Origin of the sequence: Paenibacillus cymbidii, assembly GCF_004764705.1 — a bacterium.
GTDB classification, from domain to species: domain Bacteria; phylum Bacillota; class Bacilli; order Paenibacillales; family NBRC-103111; genus Paenibacillus_AN; species Paenibacillus_AN cymbidii.
This window is the reverse complement of sequence record NZ_SHLX01000029.1, coordinates 1-21001: the sequence shown is the minus strand read 5'-3', so window position 1 is coordinate 21001 and position 21001 is coordinate 1. Positions and strand designations below refer to the sequence as shown.

The following is a 21001-nucleotide window of genomic DNA, read 5'->3' as shown; positions in this document are numbered from 1 at the left end:
GCCGTTCGTTATGATGCAGGCATCGGACGGCGAGGCTGGGATTGGCCGACGCCGCATCCGACGCGAGATTCACTCGCACGAACCATTACGGGAGGGGTCACAGGCAATGGAAATGAAGAAGTGGGCAACAAGCAGCGTGATTGTGGCGCTGGCCGCGATCACGGCAGTCGGCTGCTCGTCAAGCAAAAGCGCCGATAAACCGGCGGCATCGCCAAGCGCAGCGGCATCGGTAAAGCCGTCGGCAAGCGCGGCGCCGACAGAGAAGAAGGTCGAGAAAGTGTACGTGTACGCCAATGGCGGCAACTTGACCGGGGCGACGGACAGCAGCAAGCCGGAATCGGTCGAAAAAGTGCGCAAGGCGATCATTGACAAAATCGGGATCGATGTGCAGGCCATCATCCCGCCGAAAGGCTCCGAAGCGGATAAGCTGAACATCATGCTGGCGTCGAACGAGCCGCTCGATATTTTTATGGGATCGATGTCGCTGCACCAATCCAAAGGGGCGGTTATGCCGCTGAACGACCTGCTCGACAAGTTCGGGCAGAACAGCAAGAAGCTGTGGCCGGCCGAATGGAAGGGCGGCTGGGAAGCGCTGACGACCAAGGACGGCAAAATTTGGGGTCTGCCGATCAATGCGCCGTCGGCCGGCAGCGCGGTGCTGCTGCGCGAAGACTGGTTGAAGAAGCTGAACCTGAAGCAGCCGACGTCGATCGACGAGCTGGAAACGATTTTGAAAGCGTTTAAAGACAGCGACCCGGCCGGCGGCGGCAAAACGATTCCGCTGCTGACGAACTACAGCGAACTGAACAACTCGCTCGCTGCCGGTTTCATGGACGTAGGTTATGGCAACTGGGTGGATACGGACGGCAAGGTGAAGCCGCCGGTGCTTAATCCGGGCTACAAGGACTTCGTCGCCAAGGTGGCCGACTGGTACAAAAAAGGCTATATCTACAAGGAAACGTTCGCCATCGATATTGCCACTCAGATCGATCTGGTCAAACAAAACCGCGTCGCCGCCGCCGCACACTGGCATTCCCGCGAGCTAGGCAACCAGTTCGCGCTGCAGGCAACCAATCCGGATGCGAAGTATGTGGTCGCCGATCAGCTGCGCGGGCCGAAAGGGCTCACCATGACCATGGGCGGCGCGCAAGGGAACGGCTGGATGATCAGCAAAAATTCGAAAAACCCGGAAGCGGCAATGAAGTACCTGAACTGGCTGCAATCGGATCTCGAAAACTACATGCTGGCCTTCTTCGGGATTGAAGGGGAAAACTGGAAATGGGTGGACAAAGCGAACAAAGTCTATGAAAAACTGAACCGCGATTACCTCGGCGACCTGATTGCCGGCATGACGTTCGCTTATACGGTGCAGTTCCGCGATTCGGCACCGGCAGGAGCGCCTGCCTTCGATTATTACAAAAACTTCCTGACGAATCCGAAGACGTCGAAAAAAATCGCCCTTGCCGACTACGAGTTCAAATTCGACACGAAGAAACTGTCGGATAACATTCCGACGCTGGGCGACCTCAACCGGATGATCGAGCAGGAAACGATCAAGTTCATTATGGGCGCACGGCCGATCGGCGAGTGGGACGCGTTCCTGCAGGAGCTGAACAAGGCCGGTATGGATAAATGGATTGCCGCTTACACGGCGGAATACAATGCGGTGAAATAAGGTAGCTTGCGGTTTTGGCTGGCGGAAGGGGCGCGTCGCCTGCGGCGCGCCTCGTCCACGAGAAGACGGAAGCCCGGGAAAGGAGCGGCCATGAGCGCTCGAACATTAACACTGCTCCGGAAAAACAAATTGTATTACGGTTTGATCGTTCCCGGCGTGCTCTATTTTCTCCTGTTTCACTATACGCCGATGTACGGCCTGATTATTGCGTTCAAGGATGTCGCGCCTTTCGACGGCTTGCACCGGATGCTGACGGCCGAATGGGTCGGGCTGAAGCATTTTCGCAGCTTCTTCGAATCGTTCTATTTCCGCGACATTATCGGCAATACGCTGCTCATCAGCTTCTATCGGCTGCTGTTCGGGTTCCCGGCGCCGATTCTGCTGGCGCTTCTGATCAATGAAGTCGGGCGAATGGCATTCAAACGGATTGTGCAGTCCGTATCGTATTTGCCGCACTTTCTGTCGATGGTCGTGGTAGCGGGGCTGACGACGACGGTGCTCACGACGGACGGCGGCATTGTCAACGAAATCGTCAAGCTGTTCGGACACGAGCCGATTTCGTTTTTGACCGATCAGCATTATTTCCGTTCCGTACTGGTCGTCTCCGGCATCTGGAAGGAAGCCGGCTGGGGAATGATTATTTATTTGGCCGCCATCGCCGGCATCGATCAGCAGCAGTACGAAGCCGCCCGCATCGACGGCGCGGGACGCTGGAGGCAAGTATGGCATATCACGCTGCCGGGGATGCGGCACATTATCGTGATTCTGTTCATTCTGCAAATCGGCGGGGTGATGGATGCCGGATTCGAGCAAGTGTTTCTGCTTTATTCGCCTCCCGTGTACGATGTGGCCGATATCATCGACACCTACGTTTACCGCAAGGGGCTGGTGGAAGTTCAGTATTCGTTTGGAGCGGCGGTAGGGCTGTTCAAATCGTTGATCGCCATCGTTCTCATTACAGGCACGAACTGGCTTGCCAAAAAACTCGGCCAGGAAGGGATTTGGTAATCAGGTGAAACTGACAAAGGCCGTACCTGCGCGGACGGCGGGAAATACCGCATTCACGTTCGCCAATTACTCGCTGCTGACCGTGCTGGCCCTTCTGTTCGTCCTGCCCTTCCTCGTCGTGCTTTCGACTTCGCTTGTCAGCGAGACGGAACTGATGCGCAGAGGCAGCTTCATCCTGATTCCGGAACAGCTGAATTTCGGGGCTTACGAGGTGCTGCTTTCGCAAGGATCGATTCTGTACAATGCCTACGGGATTACGTTTGCCCGAGTGCTGATCGGGACGACGCTGAATCTCGCGTTTACATCGATGATGGCATACGGCTTGTCGCGCCGCCAATTGCCGGGACGAAGCGGCATCATGATGTTCGTGTTTATTACGATGGTGTTTCATGGCGGGCTGGTACCGAGCTATTTGCTGATGAAATATTTGCATTTGACGGATTCGTTCTGGGTGATGATTTTACCCGGGTTGATCAGTGCCTGGAACTTGATCGTCATGCGCAGCTTCTTCATGCAGTTGCCTGACAATCTCGAAGAGTCGGCGCTCATCGACGGCGCAACGCCGCTGCGGATCTTGACCCGCATCGTCGTGCCGCTCAGCTTGCCGACGTTCGCCACGATCGGTCTTTTCTACGGAGTGGCGCACTGGAACGCCTGGTTCGACGCGGTCATCTATATCAACGATGTCAATAAGCTGCCGGTGCAGGTGCTGATGCGCCGCATCGTGCTGACGATGTCGAGTCAGGACTTGAACGCGGAGTTGATGAGCGAGCTTACGGCCAAACCGACGCCGCAAAGCTTGAAGGGCGCCATGATTATTGTGACAACAGTACCGATCATCTGTGTGTACCCGTTCCTGCAGAAGCATTTTGTCAAAGGCGTTTTGACGGGTTCGATCAAAGGATGACGGAATCATCGTGATATAGCGGATATAGGGAGAGGGACGCATAAAATGCCGATTAATGAGAAAGTCAAGCATTATTTGAACGGGCCGATTTCGTCGGTCAGCACGCCATTCGACCGGGAAGGGAACATCGACTACAAGGCGCTGCGCCATATCGTCGAGTTTATCGTCGCTTCGAACAGCGGCACCATTCTGCTGACGTACGGGGACAGTCTGTACAGCATCCTGACCGACAGCGAAATCGCCGAGGTGACGCGCGTTGTCGTCGAGCAGAATGCCGGCCGAAAGCTCGTTGTCGCCGCCGGCAACTGGTGGACGGGCGAATCGGTTCGTTTCGCCGAATATTGCAAGGGCATCGGCGCCGACGTATATATGCCGCTGCCGCCGCATTGGGCCGGCTCCTGCACGGTGCCGACGCTGGTCGAGCATTTCACCCGCGTCGGTCAGGTGATGCCGGTGATGGCGGTAACGGCGCTGGCGCCGGGTGTCAGCTTGCCGCTGGCCGCGGTCGAGCGGCTGCTGGAAAACAACCGCAGCGGCGTCGTTGCGGTCAAAGACGACATCTGCGGTGCGTACGGCCGCCGGCTGGCGGCGCTGGTGGCGGGGCACTGGACGTTCCTTTCGGGCGGGCGGAAAGAAAACCATTTGGATGTGCTGCCTTACGGTGCGGACGCCTACTTGTCGATCTACTCGCGGTTTCGGCCGGATATCGCGCATCGGTATTGGGCGGCGGTGCAGGCGGGCGATTTGACGGAAGCGGTGTCGATTATCACGACGTACGACATTCCGTATATGGATTTTGTCGCCAAGCTGGGCGTCGATTTCGATTCGGTGACGCATGGCGCGATGGAGCTGTTCGGCGTGGCCGAACGTTGGCGGCGGCTGCCTTACCATAGCTTGACCGACGAACAGCTTGGCAAGCTGCGCGAATTTTTCGAGGGGTTGGATTTGCTGTAACAGGTTTATTGCGGAAAGCGGGGGACGAACGTGGGACTGGCCACGATGGAGAAGCTGCGGCGCGGCGAGCGGGTTATGATCGTCTGTATCGGCGATTCGATCACGGAGCAAAATTTTCATTTGCGCGGCAAGCTCAATTATGTCGGTCAATTGGCAGAGAAGCTGATCGATACGTACGGACGCAAGTTTCTGCTGCTGAACGCCGGTGTCAGCGGCGATACGTCCTGGGGCGTAAAGGACCGGCTGGAGCGGGACGCGCTGCGGTTTGCCCCTGACCTGGTCACCGTTATGCTGGGCATGAACGATTGCCAGCGCGGGCCGGAGCCGTTGCCCGAATTCCGCCGCAACCTGGAAACGATCGTCTCGCGCATTGCGGCGGCGGGCAGCGAGGCGCTGCTGCTGACGCAGAACGCGCTCGACTATAACGTTCGCGAGCCGGCGGTGCTGGCGCGCGTGCACTATCCGGCTTATGTCGAGGAATTGCGGCGGATGGCGGAAGAGACGGGGACGCCGCTTTGCGACATCGGCCGCGCCTGGGAGCAGCGTGTCGGAGGCGCAACGAATATGCATTTGCTGCTGATGAACGACGGCATCCATCCCGGCGAAGCGGGGCACCGCTTGTTTGCGGAGACATTGTTCAACTATTTGGGCATCGAGCCAACTATATAGAAGGAGGTGCCGGGATGACGGCATCGACGATTCAATCGCAAGTAGCGGAACAGCTCTGCGAAGACAGCAACCTTCATATCGGACCGGTAATCGAGCTGCAGGATGGCAGTCTGTTTACGATCATGGTCGTGACGAAGAAGCACATCAAGACACTCGACGACAACATCAGCTCGCACTACGTGATGGGCCGGCAATCGTTCGACGGCGGACGCACCTGGGGCAACCCGGAAACGATCGTCTCTTTTACGCCGCAGCCCGGTTGGATTGCCGGTACGCATGTGCTGCAAAGCCGCGAAGGCTACATTCATGTGTTTTCCTTGCGGATTACGCGCTACAAATGGGAAAGCGGCGAATTCGCCGGCGATATTCTGCATACGCGGATGGACGACATTCACGGCACGAACGCAACGACGCAGAAGGTCGAATGTCTCGACCGGTATACCGGCGCGATCAACAGCTTGCTGCAGACAAAGAGCGGCCGCATCGTTGTGCCGTTCTCCACGCTCGTCCGCAGCGAGACGGGCGATTATTCCTACTTCGTTTCGAGCACGATTTATTCCGACGACGAAGGCGCAACGTGGCAGGCTTCCAACGACGTTGCGGTCAAAGACGACGAAACGTATCTGGAATCCGGCGCCATCGAGCCGATCGTGCTGGAGCTGGTGAACGGCAGCATCCTGATGCTGATTCGTACGACGCTCGGGCGGTTCTTCTATGCGTTGTCCGCCGACGGCGGCGCCACATGGAGCGAGGCCAAACGGACGGCGTTCCGCTCGTCGAATTCGCCGACTTCGCTGTTGCGGCTTGCGGACGACAGCCTGCTGAAAATATGGAACCATTGCGACGGCCATCCGCTGCATACGGTGATCAGCTATGCGCGACAGGCGCTGCATGCGGCGATTTCCGACGATGAAGGGGCGACCTGGCACGGGTATCGCGAAATCTTGCGCCGTCTGCCGGACGATCCCGCCGACACGCATCTGGCTTATCCGTTCCCCACGGCGCTTGGTACGGGCGATGTGCTGGTCAAGCTGTTTTCGGTGAACAGCAAACGAGGCGAATCGTGGAACGAACCGCTGGCGAAAATGATCCGGTTCTCGCCTTCGTTCCTGCGCGAGACGAAGCTGGCCGAACGGTTCTTGGACGGCCTGGACGCCTGGTCGACGGCGGGCGATTGCCGGGTCGACGGTCTTGGAAGTACGGCCGATGGCGGACGGCGGCTTGTGTTGACGGCCGAAGCCGGCGTACCGGCGGCGGCTTGCTTGAACTTCCCGTACGGCAGCAGCGGCCGCGTACGGTTGGAGTACGCCGCGGGTGCCGCAGCGGGCGATGCGGGGGCGAGCGGCGCTCGGCTCGTGCTGAGCGAGCGGTATATCGATCCGTTCCACTATACGAACGGAAAAGAAGGAGCGGAGCAGCTGCGCGAGGCGGTGTTGCGCGAGTGCGCAGTCGTGGCGCTGGCGACTGCTGCGCCTGGTGCGGACGGCCGGGCGGCGCTGGAGCTGGCGTGGGACGCGGCCAGCAAGGAGCTGCGCGCCACGGATGCCGCCGGCACCCGCACGTACGCGCTGGCCGACGACTGCGGCGGCTTCAGCTACGTAACGCTGGTGGCGGACAGCGGCAGCCTGACGGTCGTCGGCGTCGACGCGGAGTCGCTGCGCGGCGGTTGTTCCGGCATGGCGCTTTAGCAAGGAGAACAAAAAGAAGGACCTGCCTGTGGGCAGGTCCTTCTTTTTGTTTCCGGCGCGGGCGTTTGTGTTTGTCAGAGGAGCGGGGATGTGGGGTTGAGTGGTGTTAGTGAGCGAGCGACGACGGTGAGGATGAGAACAGTAGGAGGATGGGGGGGCGGGCAATCGGTTGTAGACGAATCTTGCGCAACTTAAACGCAAAAGTGCACTTAATTTCACGGAGAATTGGTCAGTAGCCATGTTTAAGTGCAAAAGTGCATTAAAAATCGACGGATTCCTCTGTATGCAGGAGAATTCGATGATTTAACTGCATTTTTACATTTAAGCTTGCTGAAATAAGGATAATTGGCATATTTTAATGTATTTTTGCATTTAAGCTGAAGCTGCCTGAAGCTGTTAGCTTTTCCTATATGGATAATTATTTTAAAACGACACAACTCGACAAAATTTCCTAATGAAAGGATATTATGGAACATGTATATTAATGATGTCGGATAATGTTGGAAGAAGAGTGAATCATGCTGCTCTTTTGTATCAATGAGGGAGGAGAAGGGGACGGGCAAACGAAGCCAAAATTGAAATTTCAGGAGGTTAACGAATGAAACGCCTATTTGCAAAGTTTGTCGCCGTTATGCTGGTATGTTCCTTTCTGTTGCAATCGTCAGCCGGTATTCCTCATGTATTCGGCGATGATGACATGGAACCGCCGACGCAACCAGCTAATGTTGTCGTTGCCGGCAAAACGGAGACGAGTATTATGCTATCCTGGGACAATTCGACCGACGATGTGGGGATTGCCGGATATGACATTTATCTCGGGGAAACATGGATTGGTTCCGTAGCAAATGTTACCTATGTTGTGTACGATTTGGTGCCGAACACGAAGTATTTTTTTACCGTCAAGGCGAGGGATGCCGCCGGAAATCGTTCCCCAGCCAGCAGTATTCTCGTAGTGACGACGCTCCCCCATCCTCCCTTGGATCTGCGGGCGACTGCAGTTTTTGCCAATGTGGTCGAGTTGTCATGGACAACTCCGCCGATTCATGAGGGTATAGCCGGTTACGATATTTATGTCGACGGGGTGATAGCCGGTTCGACGATTGGAGATGCCGTTTATGCTGTTAACAGATTGGCTGCGGGTACCACGTATCGCTTTACTGTAAAAACGCGCGATGCGGAAGGCAATGAATCGCAAGTTGGTAACGAAGCGGTCGTGACTACGTTGGACGACGAAGCTGATATCGAGGCGCCTTCTGCGCCGGCAAATGTCGTATCGCCACAACAAACGAGCACAAGTGTAAAGTTGAACTGGGTGGCGGCGACGGATAACGTGGCGGTTACGGGCTACCAAGTATATCGGGATGGCTCGCCAGTCGGAACGACAACGGCAACAACGTATACGGTATATGGGTTGTCCAATCAGGTGACTTATCATTTTGCGGTATCGACTTTGGATGCTGCAAACAATGAATCGGAGCCGAGTGAAACGATCAGCGTGACAACATATGAGTTGTTGCCTGCGGTCCAATTCACCGTATTGACTGGCACCTATCAAATGCCAACCAAACTTGATCTGCAGCGACCCGCCATCGAGTGGCAGCAAAACGCGGAATCTGGTTCCGAAACGATTGAAGCGTATCGCATTCGAGTTTTGAATGGAGATGGCGCATCGAGTTTGATCGATTCCGGCATTATACTCCACGATTCCGAACAAACCACAGATAGTTGGACGGTTTCCGCCAATTTGCCGGTTGGTCTGAAGATGCAGGCGATCATTCAGGTATATGACGGTCAGCTCTGGTCCGACTGGTCGCCGCCGGCCTGGTTTATGGTCGATATTCCGTCCCGTAGCAAGACATACACTTACGATCGGTTAAATCGTATTTCCGGCGTCTCTTATGAATCGGGGCAACGGCTTCGGTTCACATACGATCGCGGAGGCAATATAACCAAGGTAGACAGTGCGTTAAATTATCATATTACCGGCGATATCGTCATCGGTACGGCGGATCCGCATGGCGTCACGGTGACCGTCTACGGAGATGGCTTCTCCTATGCTGCAACTTATAACTCCGTGACGGACAACGTATATGGAAAGACCGGGATTACCGATGCGCCAAACATGAACGATCGTGTGCGTTATGCGTTCGATTTGCCGATGGGAACCTATACGATAGTCATCTCAGGCGAAAATGTGGAAATTACGCGAACCGTGACCTCGTCATCGCTGGCCGTTCTGCAAACCGACTATGGGTTCTTTAACTTTGTTGTTGTTTCCGATGTCATGTGGCCGCCGTCATCCTGAGCGGAACTCCAAGCGGGAAGGGGATTTTGGTGAATGAAGGATAGCAAATACTGGATTCTGTTGATTATGGTCATGGCGTGCGCATTATTCGCCGACCATCATACGGCTCGGGCCAGCGGAGGGACGGAGAGTCTTGCCGTTGGTGAATCTCTGCAAAGTGTCAATACTGCCGTCTACAGTATCGATGTTGAAGTGAGCGGTATCTTCGATTATGCCGTTTATGATGCCGGCGGCAACTATGTGGACATGGGAAGGGAAGTAGCATCAACCGTCGTTAGTATCGCTAGCGGGGACAAAATCGTCATCACGAATCAAGATTCGTCCACACTGACTGTGTCGGGGCTTACCGAACCTCCTGATAAAATTTCAAATCCTGCATTAAAAATCCACTATTTAGCGGAAAATCAAACCTTTACCGTCTCGAGCGGAACTGTGTTTTCTGTTTTCGGACAGATTGATTATGTTTTTGGCGGGGGGCCATTTGCGGACTTGGGAACAAACTCGTTCAGTTCTCCTACCGTATTGAACCTTTCCAGCTCATCGATTATAACCAATTCCGATTCCCGTGATTTGGAATTGTACGGACCATATGACAAATTCCAACCTCAATACCGGGCCGATCCCGCTCTTCGCAAAGTGTGGCTTTTTCCTGAGGATAACATTTACATTCCCCAGGCCGCAAAAATTCGCATTGGCGGAACGTACGATTACTCCATCGATTACGACCGCTCACTTTACGGTCGTAAGCAATCGGGAGGAGACTTTACACAATATGGTCAGACAACATTGACAAACTCCTCGGACGACTTTTATGAAATTGTCGGTATTTTTGATTATTTTGATCCACAGTTTACGATGAATCCTGCATTGTCAATTATGGAGTTGGCATCGGGAGAGAGCATGCAATTTACTCTTCCCGATTATGAGATTATTCGAATCACCATTCCCGGGCAGTTCGACTATGCACTGGACGATCTTTATTCTTCTTGGTATGGAAGATTGGCGGCAGCAAACCAGAATGATTATGCCTGGTATAGCGGCCAGGGGAATTATACAATTACCAATTCAAGTGAAACAGCATACGAAGTGTTTGGCCCATTTTCTAAATTCAGTCCTGTACCTTCTCTTGCTCCCGCCTTGCGGATATTGGATGCCGATGGTTCAACAAATTATGAAATCTCACATAGCTTCACTACTAATGTACAATTATTTAAATCTTTTGGGCAATGTACCTTGGATTATGCGCAATATGAAGCTCATGGATATTATGCACAATTAGGGACGATGTCAGGTACGGATTTTTGGGTGAATTATGACATAAAGTACGTACTAGACCATCCAACATGTAATTTATACGGAAAGTTTGTTTCATTCCAGCCAATTGAATCCGACAAACCAGTTAAAAACACGGTCAATATTGAACCTGATGAAACGGTTCAGTTTGTTGTGAAGCCAAGCAATTTCAGTTTTTATATGGATAAACCCGGGTTGGATGTAGCCATGTACGGTGAGGACCGGTCCAATTTTACTCAAACCCTGGGTTATGCAGCGCAAAGCCCGGCTAATGTAAGGACAGTTGTGCATAACCCTACTTCCTCCAAGATCCGGATATCTGCACCTTACGATTTATTTGAACTGGATATGTCCGCTACAGTTCAACAAGCATTGAGTAAAGTCAGTGTGCCCTACGGAGAAACACTTGTGTTGGAAAATGGTCCGTCTTTAATATGGTTGGATGCAGATCGTTCTACAAGTAATACGGAGCGTCAGCGATTAGTGGTGACAGTGATTAAGCAGGATGGGCAAAAGAGGAGCGGCGCCGGCTTCGGCTGGATTTATCCTTCGGAAACAATAAGTATAAAAAATGATAACATTCTGCCTGTGACAATCGTAGGGCCAGCGGAGACATTTAATGGAGTTCTCGCCAGATCGGGTGTTCATGCTGAGAAAGTAATAAAAATATACCTTCCGAAAGACACCGACCCGGAAGCGATGGAGGCCGATCCGGTAAATGCTATGACCGGGGCGCATATGATAGCGCGGAAGTTGCTGTCATTAAACGGTGTTATCCCCTTGAATTTTCAAATTCAGTACAATTCACTTTTGCTTCATGACGGAGTTTTTGGGCTTGGTTGGGAGTTCGAGTATGGAGCTACACTTGAAACAACGGTCAACAATGAGATTATCGTTAACTGGTCGGCCAATCGAAGCAATAAGTTCGTTTCCATTGGCAATGACGTATTTATTTCTTCCGACCCCTCAATGAAAGGTTATCGGCTTGTTAAAGACGTCACGAACACTTATACATTAACAACACATTCGCAGGAGCAATTCAAGTTTGACTCAAACGGACGAATGACAGCGTGGTTAAATTCGTACGGCCAGCGGATCCTGCCTGAATACGATCTTAATCATCGTCTGACTGCGCTGACAGAACCGATTTCCAATCAATCCTTGCACTTCGAATACAATGCACAAGGGCTTGTATCTCGAATAGAGGCTGCTCCAGGTAGAGAGGTGCAATTCAGTTACGATGGTTCCAAGCGGCTGGTTCGGATCACGGATGCCGAAGGCGGCGAAGTCAACTATACCTATAATACAGATGGGCGTGTGTTAACGGCAGCAGATGAAAATGGCAATCAACAGTTTCGCAACAGTTACGATTTCCAAGGCAGAGTTATTCGCCAGTTTGACGCCTATGACAATGAAACGACTTTTCAATATGGTCCGTTGTATAAAACGACGATTACAAACCGTGAAGGGGCATCTCGGCAAATCGTTTTCGACGATCGCTATAATCTGCTTCGTTCAACGGACGAGCTTGGCAACAGCACCGAATATACCTATGATTCTTCCGGTAACCGGCTTTCGGCCACTGATGCGGAAGGGCGAACAACGTCGTGGACATATGATGCGAACGGCAATATGCTGACAAGTGAAGACGCGCTGGGCAACATCGTGACGATGACTTATGATGACCGCAATAATTTGCTTACGATCGTCGACCCGCTCGAACACGAAACCACACGAACGTATGACGCGAACAATCGGTTGCTCAGCGAAACAGACGCTTCCGGTTATGTAACTTCCTATCAATATAATTCGGATGGATTATTATCGAGCGCCACATATGCAGATGGTACTTCCAACCAGTATCAGTATGATGCAGGAAAACTCGTTTCTGTAATGGACGCGGTGTATCAGGTCTCATCCTACGGCTATGACATTGCCAACCGGTTGATTACCATAACAGATGCTGCGTATCACGATACGCACATGCAATACGATCAACTCGGCAGGGCGGTATCGATTACAGACACGCTCGGGAATGCCAATACGTTCGTTTACGACAGCTCCGGCAATATGCTTTCCAAAACCGATGCGTTGGGTGCGGCGACGACATTCGACTATAATTTGAACGGCAAACGCGTAAGCAGCACCAATGCGCTCGGCCAGACGATTACCTATGAATATGACCGGGAGGATCGGCTCATCCGGGTAATCGATCCTTTGGAAGGCCGAATCGAGTACGTCTACGATGCCAAAGGGAGAGTCAGCCAGAAGAAGGATGCGCTTGGCAACACGACGCAATACCAATATGACAAAACCGACCGGTTGACAGCACTCATTTTGCCGGATGAGAGCATCATTGGTTATTTGTACGACGCGGCAGGACGGCTTGTGAAACAGACGGACCCTGCCGGGAATGAGACCCATTATGTTTACGATGCTGTCGGTAATTTGCTTTCCATGACGGATCCGTTGGGGCATACGACGTTTTATGCATATGATGACAACAATAAAAGAATAACGGCAACCGATCCATCGGGGAACGTCATGCATTACGAGTATGATCGCAGAAACCGTCTTGCCAAAATGATTGATCCAATGGGTTATGAGACGAAGTATGAATATGATGGGATGGGCAGACTGATTCGGGTCACGGATCCTTTGCAGCGGACGACTCGTTATGAGTACAATGCGCTCGGCCAACTTCTGGAAACGATAAATCCGATGGGTTATAGCCGAAGTCGCCAATATGACGATGCCGGCAACCTGATTGGAATCAAGGATGCCAAAGGTCAACAGGTACTAAGCAGAATTCTCGATGAAGCGTATCGTCCGATTCAGGAAGTCGATGCGCTGGGCCATGTCAGCAACAAGCAATACGATAGCTTGGGCAGACTGATTGAGTCAACGGATGCCTTGGGGCGGGTTGCGGAATATGCATACGACAGTTTGAATCGTCTGGTTGCCGTCACCGATGCCGATCAATCCACGAGTAGCCGAGTGTTCGATGCAAACGGGAATGTGGTTCAGATTGAAGATCCGAATCATAATATTACCCGCTTCGAATACGACAGCAGAAACCGCTTGATCCGCGAAGTCACATCAACCGGCAGCGAAAAAATTTATCGTTACGATTCACGCGGACTGCTCATCCAGGAAACGAACAGCCGTGGCCAGTCTGCCGATTACACTTATGATGCCGCCGGGAAAGTGGTGGGAGCGGAACGTGTCGAAGATACGGTTCAGTTGCAATATGACAACAATGATCGGGTCACCACGATCACGGACCAGTACGGTCACGTCAAAACCAGAGATTGGGACGCGTTAAATCGCCTTGTTTCCTACACGGATGAGTATGGCAATACGCTGCACTACGAATATGATGCGGTAGGAAATCTGGTTGCCCTTACTTATCCGGACGGCAAAATTGTTACTTACACGTACGATGATCTGGACCGCATGACCAAAGTAACGGACTGGGAAGGCCGTGAGACACGTTACGAATATGATGAAAACAACCGCCTTCTTGCTGCCTATCGTCCTGACGGTTCCAAGGAAACGAGGGCGTATGATAGTGCCGGCCAATTGATTCTGCTTAAGGATGAATCAATTTCTGGCGAAATCATTTATCAGGAGACGTATGCTTACGATGCCGCAGGGAATGTCGCGGCTACCGAATCGTCAGAGGAGAGGCTTTCCTGGACGGCGATACAACCGCAGGAGATGACCTATGCGGCTGATAATCGTTTGGCGACTTATAACGGTCAACAAGTCATTTACGATGCGGATGGCAACATGACCTACGGCCCACAGGCGGGCGGCATCGGTACTTACAGTTACGATTCGCGGAACCGACTCGTACAGGCCGGAGGCATCAGCTATCATTACGACGCGGAAAGCTATAGAACGGCGGTTACAGAGAATGGCGTTACGACAAGATATGTAGTAAACCCGAACGCCTATTACTCACAAGTGCTGATGGAGACGGACGAACAGGGACAGCCGAAAGCCTATTATATTTATGGCCTCGGTTTGGTCGGGTTACAAATGGCGGACGGAAGCTATCGTGCTTATCATCAGGACCGCCGCGGCAGCACTGTCGCATTGTCGGACGAAGATGGCGATGTAACGGATCAGTACGAGTATGGAATCTATGGAGAATTGGCTAGTCGTGATGGCAATTCGCCGAATCCGTTTTTATTCAACGGTAGGGATGGCGTCATGACGGACAACAACGGTCTGTATTTCATGCGTGCGCGGTACTACAACCCGGAAATCAAACGATTTATCAACCGGGATGTCGTGTTAGGCAGCATTATTGGCGGACAAACGTTAAATCGATATGCGTATGTCAATGGCAATCCGATTTCCTATGTAGACCCGTTCGGGTTGGCTCGCGATGGCGATGCGATAAAGAGTGGCAACGAACCGGAACAAGGGGGTGTCGAAGCTCCGACGTGGGAGGATATCAACCAGACGCAGCAGGAAGCACCCGAAGAGTTGATAGAAAATGAAGACGTTTCGGTCGAGGATGAAGAACAATCAAACATAGATGAAATGCTGGATTATGTGCAGCTTGGATTAGATCTGGCAGGATTTATACCTGTTGGGGGCGCAGTGGCTGATGGTTTGAACGCTTTGATCTCTTTAGGAAGAGGGGATAAGACGGGGGCCGCATTATCAGCGATTGCTGCTGTACCGCTCGTCGGAGATTTTGCTGCAGTCGGCAAGTTTTTTAGAAAAGCTGTGAAGCTCGAAAAAACCGCCGCCAAAGAAACGGAAAAACTTATTGCAGCCTGTAACTGTTTTGTTGCTGGAACCAAAGTGCTTACAGACGAAGGGGAGAAGAATATTGAAGACATTGAAGTCGGAGATAAGGTTCTTTCCAAAAATGAGGAGACTGGCGAGCAGGCTTACAAGGAAGTCACGCATCTGTATCGAAATGATAAGGAGATCATTTACGAGATGACGGTCGGTGACCAAGTCATTGAGACAACCGATAATCATCCGTTCTGGGTCGAAAGTGAAGGTTGGGTGTTGGCGGCGGATTTGCAGGTAGGGGATAAGCTGCAGCAGAGCAATGGAAATACCTTAACGATTGACAGCATCAAGAATGTTAAGCACGAAGAAAAGGTTAAGGTGTATAACTTTACTGTTGCTGACTTCCATACCTACTTTGTAAGTGATTTAGGGATTTGGGTTCATAATACTGGCTGTATAACAAGTGGTAGTTACGATGGTTTGGCTCAGAATGCCAAGAATGCGTATGATAAGTATAATAAATCTGGGTGGAAGGGACCTGTATCCGGTCAATCGGCAGGTACAAAAGCCGGAGGTAAGTATGAGAATAGCGATTTGAAGCTTCCTACTACAGGAAGTAATGGAACTCCAATTACTTATAGGGAGTTTGATGTGAACAATAAAGTGGCAGGTCAAAATCGGGATAGTGAAAGATTCGTTGTCGGTTCCGATGGTTCGATCTATTACACTGGAGACCATTACGGTACATTTACACAAGTTAAATAAGGGATGATAGCCATGTGGGAAGATGTTAAAAATCAAGTAATCGAGATCAGTAGTGACAAACTTAAGGCTGAGATGGAAGGACTTAATTTATCAGAAGCTGTGCTTGTGGTTGAGTTAAATGGAGCTGAAATCGGATCATGGGAGGAGTATATTTCAGAAGTGCAGCGTCAATTTAAGTTTCCATCAGATTGCTATGACAGCATTGATCGCTATCTCGATTGGATTAGAGATCTAGATTGGCTTGACTTTGAGGCATATGTACTAATTATTAAAAACTATTCTAGTTTCATGAAGGCTGACCCTAACTTGAAGAAACAGATGATTTCTCTTTTTATCGATACCATCCTGCCTTACTGGCAAGAGGAAGTTAAGCATGTAACGGTTGATGGCCAGCCCAAAAAATTTATGGTGTATTTGGTAGATTAATATATTGACCTTGAGGGAAGAAATTCCCCTCAAGGTCTTACTTTTGTATACATCCACGCAGTGATGAATGAATCGAGCAGTTTGAATTCACCTGCCCACTGTGGCTTATTATGGTATCAAATGACTTGCAACAGCCGCCGAACCAAGGTAACATCAACAAAACTTTTCGCTGGGGGTTTTGTTGATGCTTTCTTCACTGGAAAAAGAACCGCCGTCTCTGGAAGTTTCGGGTATTACAAGCGCTCGTCCGTTGGCCGCACTTGAACTGGACAATATGCAAGAGCAGGTGCTCTTGTCAATCGCGAGACGACATTGCAAACTTGTTCTTGAGCATGGAAAAGCGATTACAAGTGCGCCGCGGCGGCAGCAGATCCGCGAAGAAATTCAGAGTCTGCGGTTGACGCGCGATGATCTTATCGCGGAATGGCACAGGGATGCCAAAAGTGAATAGCGGCTGGCAAGCTTGAGCCTGTAATGGGCTTGAGCTTTTTTATTTGACGGGATGAGGCGGCATTCATACTGTGAGTGGGGTTTATGTTTAATTATCGGTCCATGCAGGTCGTACCGATAATTTACTCGCGGAAGGTGATGTTCGCATGCTCATGAAACACCTGCCATCGTATGGGATGGCGCTGTATGTGCAAGAGGACAGGCGCGGTGAAGAACAAGTCGATTCGCTCTTGGCGCAGCTTCAGATGCTGCGGACAGAAGCAAAATGTCGGGGCATCATTAATGGTGTATACGTCGACACCTGCCCAGTCACATCTTCCTATTGTGACCGTCCGGGTTTGAGTAAGCTTATTGCCGATATGCGGCGCGAACAATTCGACGCCATCCTCGTTACTGGAATATGGCGGCTCTTTCGCAACGCTGAGGTCGGATATGAATTGAGCGAGTTGATCACGGCGGCAGGGAAACACCTTATTTCTTTGGACGGATTGGTCGATACGATGAGCGGAAATTCGGCTTTATTGGATCATTATAACTGGATTCACTTCCAACGGCTTATGGACAAGTCGAAGTAATTGCTGGAATCGGGTAGCAAATCGAACGGGTGCGGATAGGTGTTCGTTCCTTTTCGATTGGGTTGCCTTTTTTCTGATCACAAAGCGAAGACGAGCGATCAGGACGCAGTTTCGGGCGGCTACCCAAATGGTCAGTTAGGTATGTCTATACCGTGGTTTTGGCGCGGCTTATTTCTGGCTCGGTTATTTTAAGCCGATGTCCAGTCCTTCATTTTCCTGCATGCTAAATGCGGGGTAAAGTGACGCTACGCCGCTGAAATAAAGATATCCTTCCCGCTTAAAATTTCGGTTGGTTCAAAGTTCTCAGTGAAACTCTCAGGGCGAGCTTGCCTGTATCCTCCCATAATCCTCCCGCAACTCCCTACTTGCGCAAGTGGTTGCGCTCAAGGTAACATGCACGAAACGCTTGCGAGGGGGTGATCGAAGTGCAGGAAAATCTATGTCCGGCATGGCTACATACGGCATTCGACGGACGGTTTATTGAGCGAGCCAGAGAAGCCGCAAAACTGGCAGAAGTCGAGGCGATTCGACAACGTCAGAAGGAAATTGAAACACGGCTGAAGCAAGAGTTACCGTCTCCGATGTTTGGGCTGATCTTGGAGTGGGAAGAGCTTATGAACTACTGGGCGACCACCGAAAGAGAGTGGCTCTACTATGCGGGAATTAAGGATGGTCTTTCCATCTGGAAGCATCTTCTGAGCGATGTGCCTGGTTGATTCCATCTGTAAAGAAGCCGCCCGGCAACAAGGGCGGCTTGAGTTTTATACAGTATTATTCCTCATTGTCCAGCGGATGCTCTACAACTGCTTTATCGTACTCTGACTCGACGAGGCGAATAAATTCCGTTGGCGTGATGTCCAGCGCTTGGCATAACATGAAGATTTTGCTGACAGACAGTTCATGCTTTCCGCTTTCGACAAGGGAGATAAATGACCGATCAATCTCGAAACGGTCTGCAAGGTCATACTGACTCAAGTTAAGTTCCATTCGTTTCGCCTTAAGGACTCTGCCTAGAATGGCGGAGATCAAGGGCTTGATTTTTCTATCGTTCATGGCAAATTTACCTCTTTTAGTTACCATTCAATCATGGTAAGTTGAAGGTATCAGTAGAGTATACTCAACCATTTTGTTTTTTTGTGAGTACATAGGAGGTTTTTTCGTCCATGAAGACAGTAAGTATTTGTAAAAGTGTGGTTACAACGGCTTTGGTCGGTTCACTCCTCCTCTCGGGGATGGGGAATGTTGTGTTCGCGGAAAATGGGGATTCGCCAGCCAAATCAAAAGTTAAGATCAGTGTCCTCTCGACATCGGGGGATGTTACGATCTTCATGGATGGCATCAAGCAGTCTTATCCTCAACCGCCCGTCGTTGAGCATGGAAGCACTTTAGTTCCGCTCAGAGGCATATTTGAAGCGCTTGGCGCAAATGTGATCTGGGATGGCGAAAATCAAACGGTATATGCGTATAAAGTTCTTAATCGAAGCTCGATCGCGGTAACCTTAAAAATCGGTCAGAACACTGCGACGGTTAACGGGGTTCAGAAGGAATTAGCCGCGCCCGCGAAAGTCGTTAATGGGAGTACGCTTGTGCCGCTTCGGTTTGTTAGCGAGGCTCTTGGAGCTAAAGTCAACTGGGACGATGCTTCGAGAACAGCTAGGATTGATCGTGCCGATGCTATCGAAGGATCGAATCAAACCGTGCCAGTCGATCATTTTACGAAGCAACTGACACTCATCGAGAGTAACCGATCTGAGGAAGAGTTGATTCCAGATTTGAAGAAGGCGTTCGAAGAATTAAAGATCAGTTTGGACACGTATGCCAAGGCTTCAGATGATAATAATGAACTCACGCAGAAGTTCAAGAGCGTATTTAAAGCGTATAGCAATGTTACTGTTCAGCTATTTGTCATTGATCGGAAAATGGATTACTACGGATGGGAAAACGTGAGTAGGTTATCTTCTGTTCTGGATGACTACCTGCCTCTAGTAGACAAGGTAATGGAAATGCGAGTGAAGTCAGACTGGCAAATAGCGCTTATACAGACTGCAAGGCAAAATGTACATCGAGTATCCGATAAAGTAGCACTTATGAAAAAGTCTCCAAAATCAATAAAGGGCAAGTACCAGGTAGCCGATGCTGTAGCTGTTCGTTATGGCGGTCACTCATATAACAGCTTAAATCAAAATGAATACGACACCGTTATGCGTATCGTCGATGAAGCGTTGAAAAATATTCCTAATGCGTTTATCGGCAGTGATGATCCACATGGCTATTCGCAATACTGGGGTGAATACTTGGATGGAGCACGGATAGCACGAACGGATGACCGAATGGAATGGGGGCTTCGCGACATAGCACTGTCGTCTGCCGACGATGAGTTTAAGAATCTTGTTGCGGCAGGAGTTGCCAAAGACAAGATTATAAAGCTGTATAATCTTTCAAGTGTAGCATTTGACCTGAAGGCATCAGGGCTTTATCAAGAGCTAGACAATGGTGCAAGTTGGAACGTTACTTACCTTGGCGGCAAAGTTGCTGGTGTTAGGAAATCGCCCACTGACTTTGAATTGACTCTTTCTCCTTACGATGTGCTTGGGCGGCATTTGAATAATGTTCGGAGTACAGAGCCTTATATTTGGTCGGCAGTGTTCGATGCGGCAGGGTATAACACCGCTATTGTGGATGGCAACATGGTATTTGAGCTGAATGGTGCTTGGTGGTATCGATCCGGCAGTTCGTTTGTAAAAACAAAGGTCATGCAGGGATATCAGGCAAAAGAAATCAATTCCCAGCCGACTTATGGACCTCCTATACACTAAGATTGCATACGTATCAGAATGTGGCGCATCCTTTCGGGTGCGCTTTTGTTGTTCGCTTATGTGAGTTCGACTTCCCCCTCTCGTCGGTGCTCTGGCGGCTTCGCTTGGCTCTCGGCTGTCTCATGTCCTTCCTCTCCCCGCGCCGCTGGCGCGTTCTATCGGGCTGACAAGGCTGTCAACGCTGTTCTCGCGATCCTTGGTTACACGGCTCGTTTAAGCCCTTCTATGATCGGTTCGCTATCTACCCTTCTCTTTGGCTGTCCGGCGCTCTGTGGGCGCTCAACGGGCTTTACGCGCTCTGTCTTATCTTTCGTTACGTTTCGGTTTCAACGGCAACGCTTGTGTCGTTTGAGCTTTGCGAAGGGCTGGCTTGGAAGTGTCTCCGGCTTGAGCTTGGAAGCGTCTCAAATGGGACGGACTCGGATGGGAAATGTCCCTTATACCTTGGAAATGGATGGGGTATTGGTAAAAAGCCAGTCGTGGCGCGGGTTTGCTCGTTCCTATATTCGGCTAATGTAAGGGATTAATATAAAAGTAACTGTAATACTATAACACCTACTGCTCTTTATAGGGCTTTTTAATAAGGTGAATACTCCGGAGTAAAATGAGCCATCGTTCCGGAATATTTGAGCCACGTCTCCGGTCAAACTGAGCCACCGTTCCGGAACTGAGAGCCAGTTGAAACCTTCTTGTAGAATGGGAGGATGCGCTG

14 protein-coding genes are annotated in these 21001 nt (G+C 50.9%); 13 read left to right on the top strand and 1 reads right to left on the bottom strand.

The annotated features are described in order from the left end of the window. Positions 1-106 precede the first annotated feature (106 nt). From EXY20_RS29660 to EXY20_RS29605, 12 genes are all read left to right on the top strand, one after another. A complete protein-coding gene (locus EXY20_RS29660) occupies positions 107-1675 on the top strand; it encodes an extracellular solute-binding protein (protein WP_167859622.1) in 1569 nt (522 codons plus the stop codon). A gap of 90 nt (positions 1676-1765) precedes the next feature. Further along, positions 1766-2683 carry an ABC transporter permease gene (locus EXY20_RS29655; RefSeq protein ID WP_135556007.1) on the top strand — a complete coding sequence of 306 codons (918 nt, stop codon included), beginning with the start codon at positions 1766-1768 and terminating at the stop codon, positions 2681-2683. A 4-nt stretch (positions 2684-2687) separates the two neighbouring features. Then, positions 2688-3590 carry a carbohydrate ABC transporter permease gene (locus EXY20_RS29650; protein WP_235886258.1) on the top strand — a complete coding sequence of 301 codons (903 nt, stop codon included), beginning with the start codon at positions 2688-2690 and terminating at the stop codon, positions 3588-3590. 45 nt (positions 3591-3635) lie between these two features. After that, positions 3636-4544 carry a dihydrodipicolinate synthase family protein gene (locus EXY20_RS29645; RefSeq protein ID WP_135556005.1) on the top strand — a complete coding sequence of 303 codons (909 nt, stop codon included), beginning with the start codon at positions 3636-3638 and terminating at the stop codon, positions 4542-4544. A gap of 30 nt (positions 4545-4574) precedes the next feature. Continuing rightward, positions 4575-5213, top strand: a complete 639-nt coding sequence (locus EXY20_RS29640) for an SGNH/GDSL hydrolase family protein (protein ID WP_135556003.1) — start codon at positions 4575-4577, stop codon at positions 5211-5213. A 14-nt stretch (positions 5214-5227) separates the two neighbouring features. Beyond that, on the top strand, positions 5228-6901 hold the full coding sequence (locus tag EXY20_RS29635) for a sialidase family protein (protein WP_135556001.1): 1674 nt from the start codon (positions 5228-5230) through the stop codon (positions 6899-6901). Between the two features lie 598 nt (positions 6902-7499). After that, the gene (locus EXY20_RS29630; protein ID WP_135556000.1) at positions 7500-9206 is read left to right on the top strand and encodes a fibronectin type III domain-containing protein; all 1707 of its coding nucleotides are present in this window, start codon (positions 7500-7502) and stop codon (positions 9204-9206) included. Positions 9207-9239: 33 nt separating this feature from the next. Then, the gene (locus EXY20_RS29625) at positions 9240-16022 is read left to right on the top strand and encodes a polymorphic toxin-type HINT domain-containing protein (protein ID WP_135555998.1); all 6783 of its coding nucleotides are present in this window, start codon (positions 9240-9242) and stop codon (positions 16020-16022) included. Positions 16023-16034: 12 nt separating this feature from the next. Beyond that, complete coding sequence (locus EXY20_RS29620) at positions 16035-16448, top strand: barstar family protein (protein WP_167859621.1); 414 nt, start codon at positions 16035-16037, stop codon at positions 16446-16448. A 184-nt stretch (positions 16449-16632) separates the two neighbouring features. Then, the gene (locus EXY20_RS29615) at positions 16633-16899 is read left to right on the top strand and encodes a hypothetical protein (protein ID WP_135555994.1); all 267 of its coding nucleotides are present in this window, start codon (positions 16633-16635) and stop codon (positions 16897-16899) included. Positions 16900-17044: 145 nt separating this feature from the next. Beyond that, positions 17045-17473, top strand: a complete 429-nt coding sequence (locus EXY20_RS29610) for a recombinase family protein (protein WP_135555992.1) — start codon at positions 17045-17047, stop codon at positions 17471-17473. A 425-nt stretch (positions 17474-17898) separates the two neighbouring features. Next, complete coding sequence (locus EXY20_RS29605) at positions 17899-18189, top strand: hypothetical protein (RefSeq protein WP_135555990.1); 291 nt, start codon at positions 17899-17901, stop codon at positions 18187-18189. Positions 18190-18244: 55 nt separating this feature from the next. Here EXY20_RS29605 and EXY20_RS29600 read toward each other — a convergent pair whose 3' ends face one another. Further along, positions 18245-18526, bottom strand: coding sequence for a helix-turn-helix domain-containing protein (locus EXY20_RS29600; protein ID WP_167859620.1), 282 nt, complete (start codon positions 18524-18526; stop codon positions 18245-18247). 110 nt (positions 18527-18636) lie between these two features. Here EXY20_RS29600 and EXY20_RS29595 point away from each other — a divergent pair, with 110 nt between their 5' ends. Next, positions 18637-20289: a stalk domain-containing protein gene (locus EXY20_RS29595; protein WP_135555986.1), complete on the top strand. Its 1653-nt coding sequence runs from the start codon at positions 18637-18639 to the stop codon at positions 20287-20289. Positions 20290-21001 lie beyond the last annotated feature (712 nt).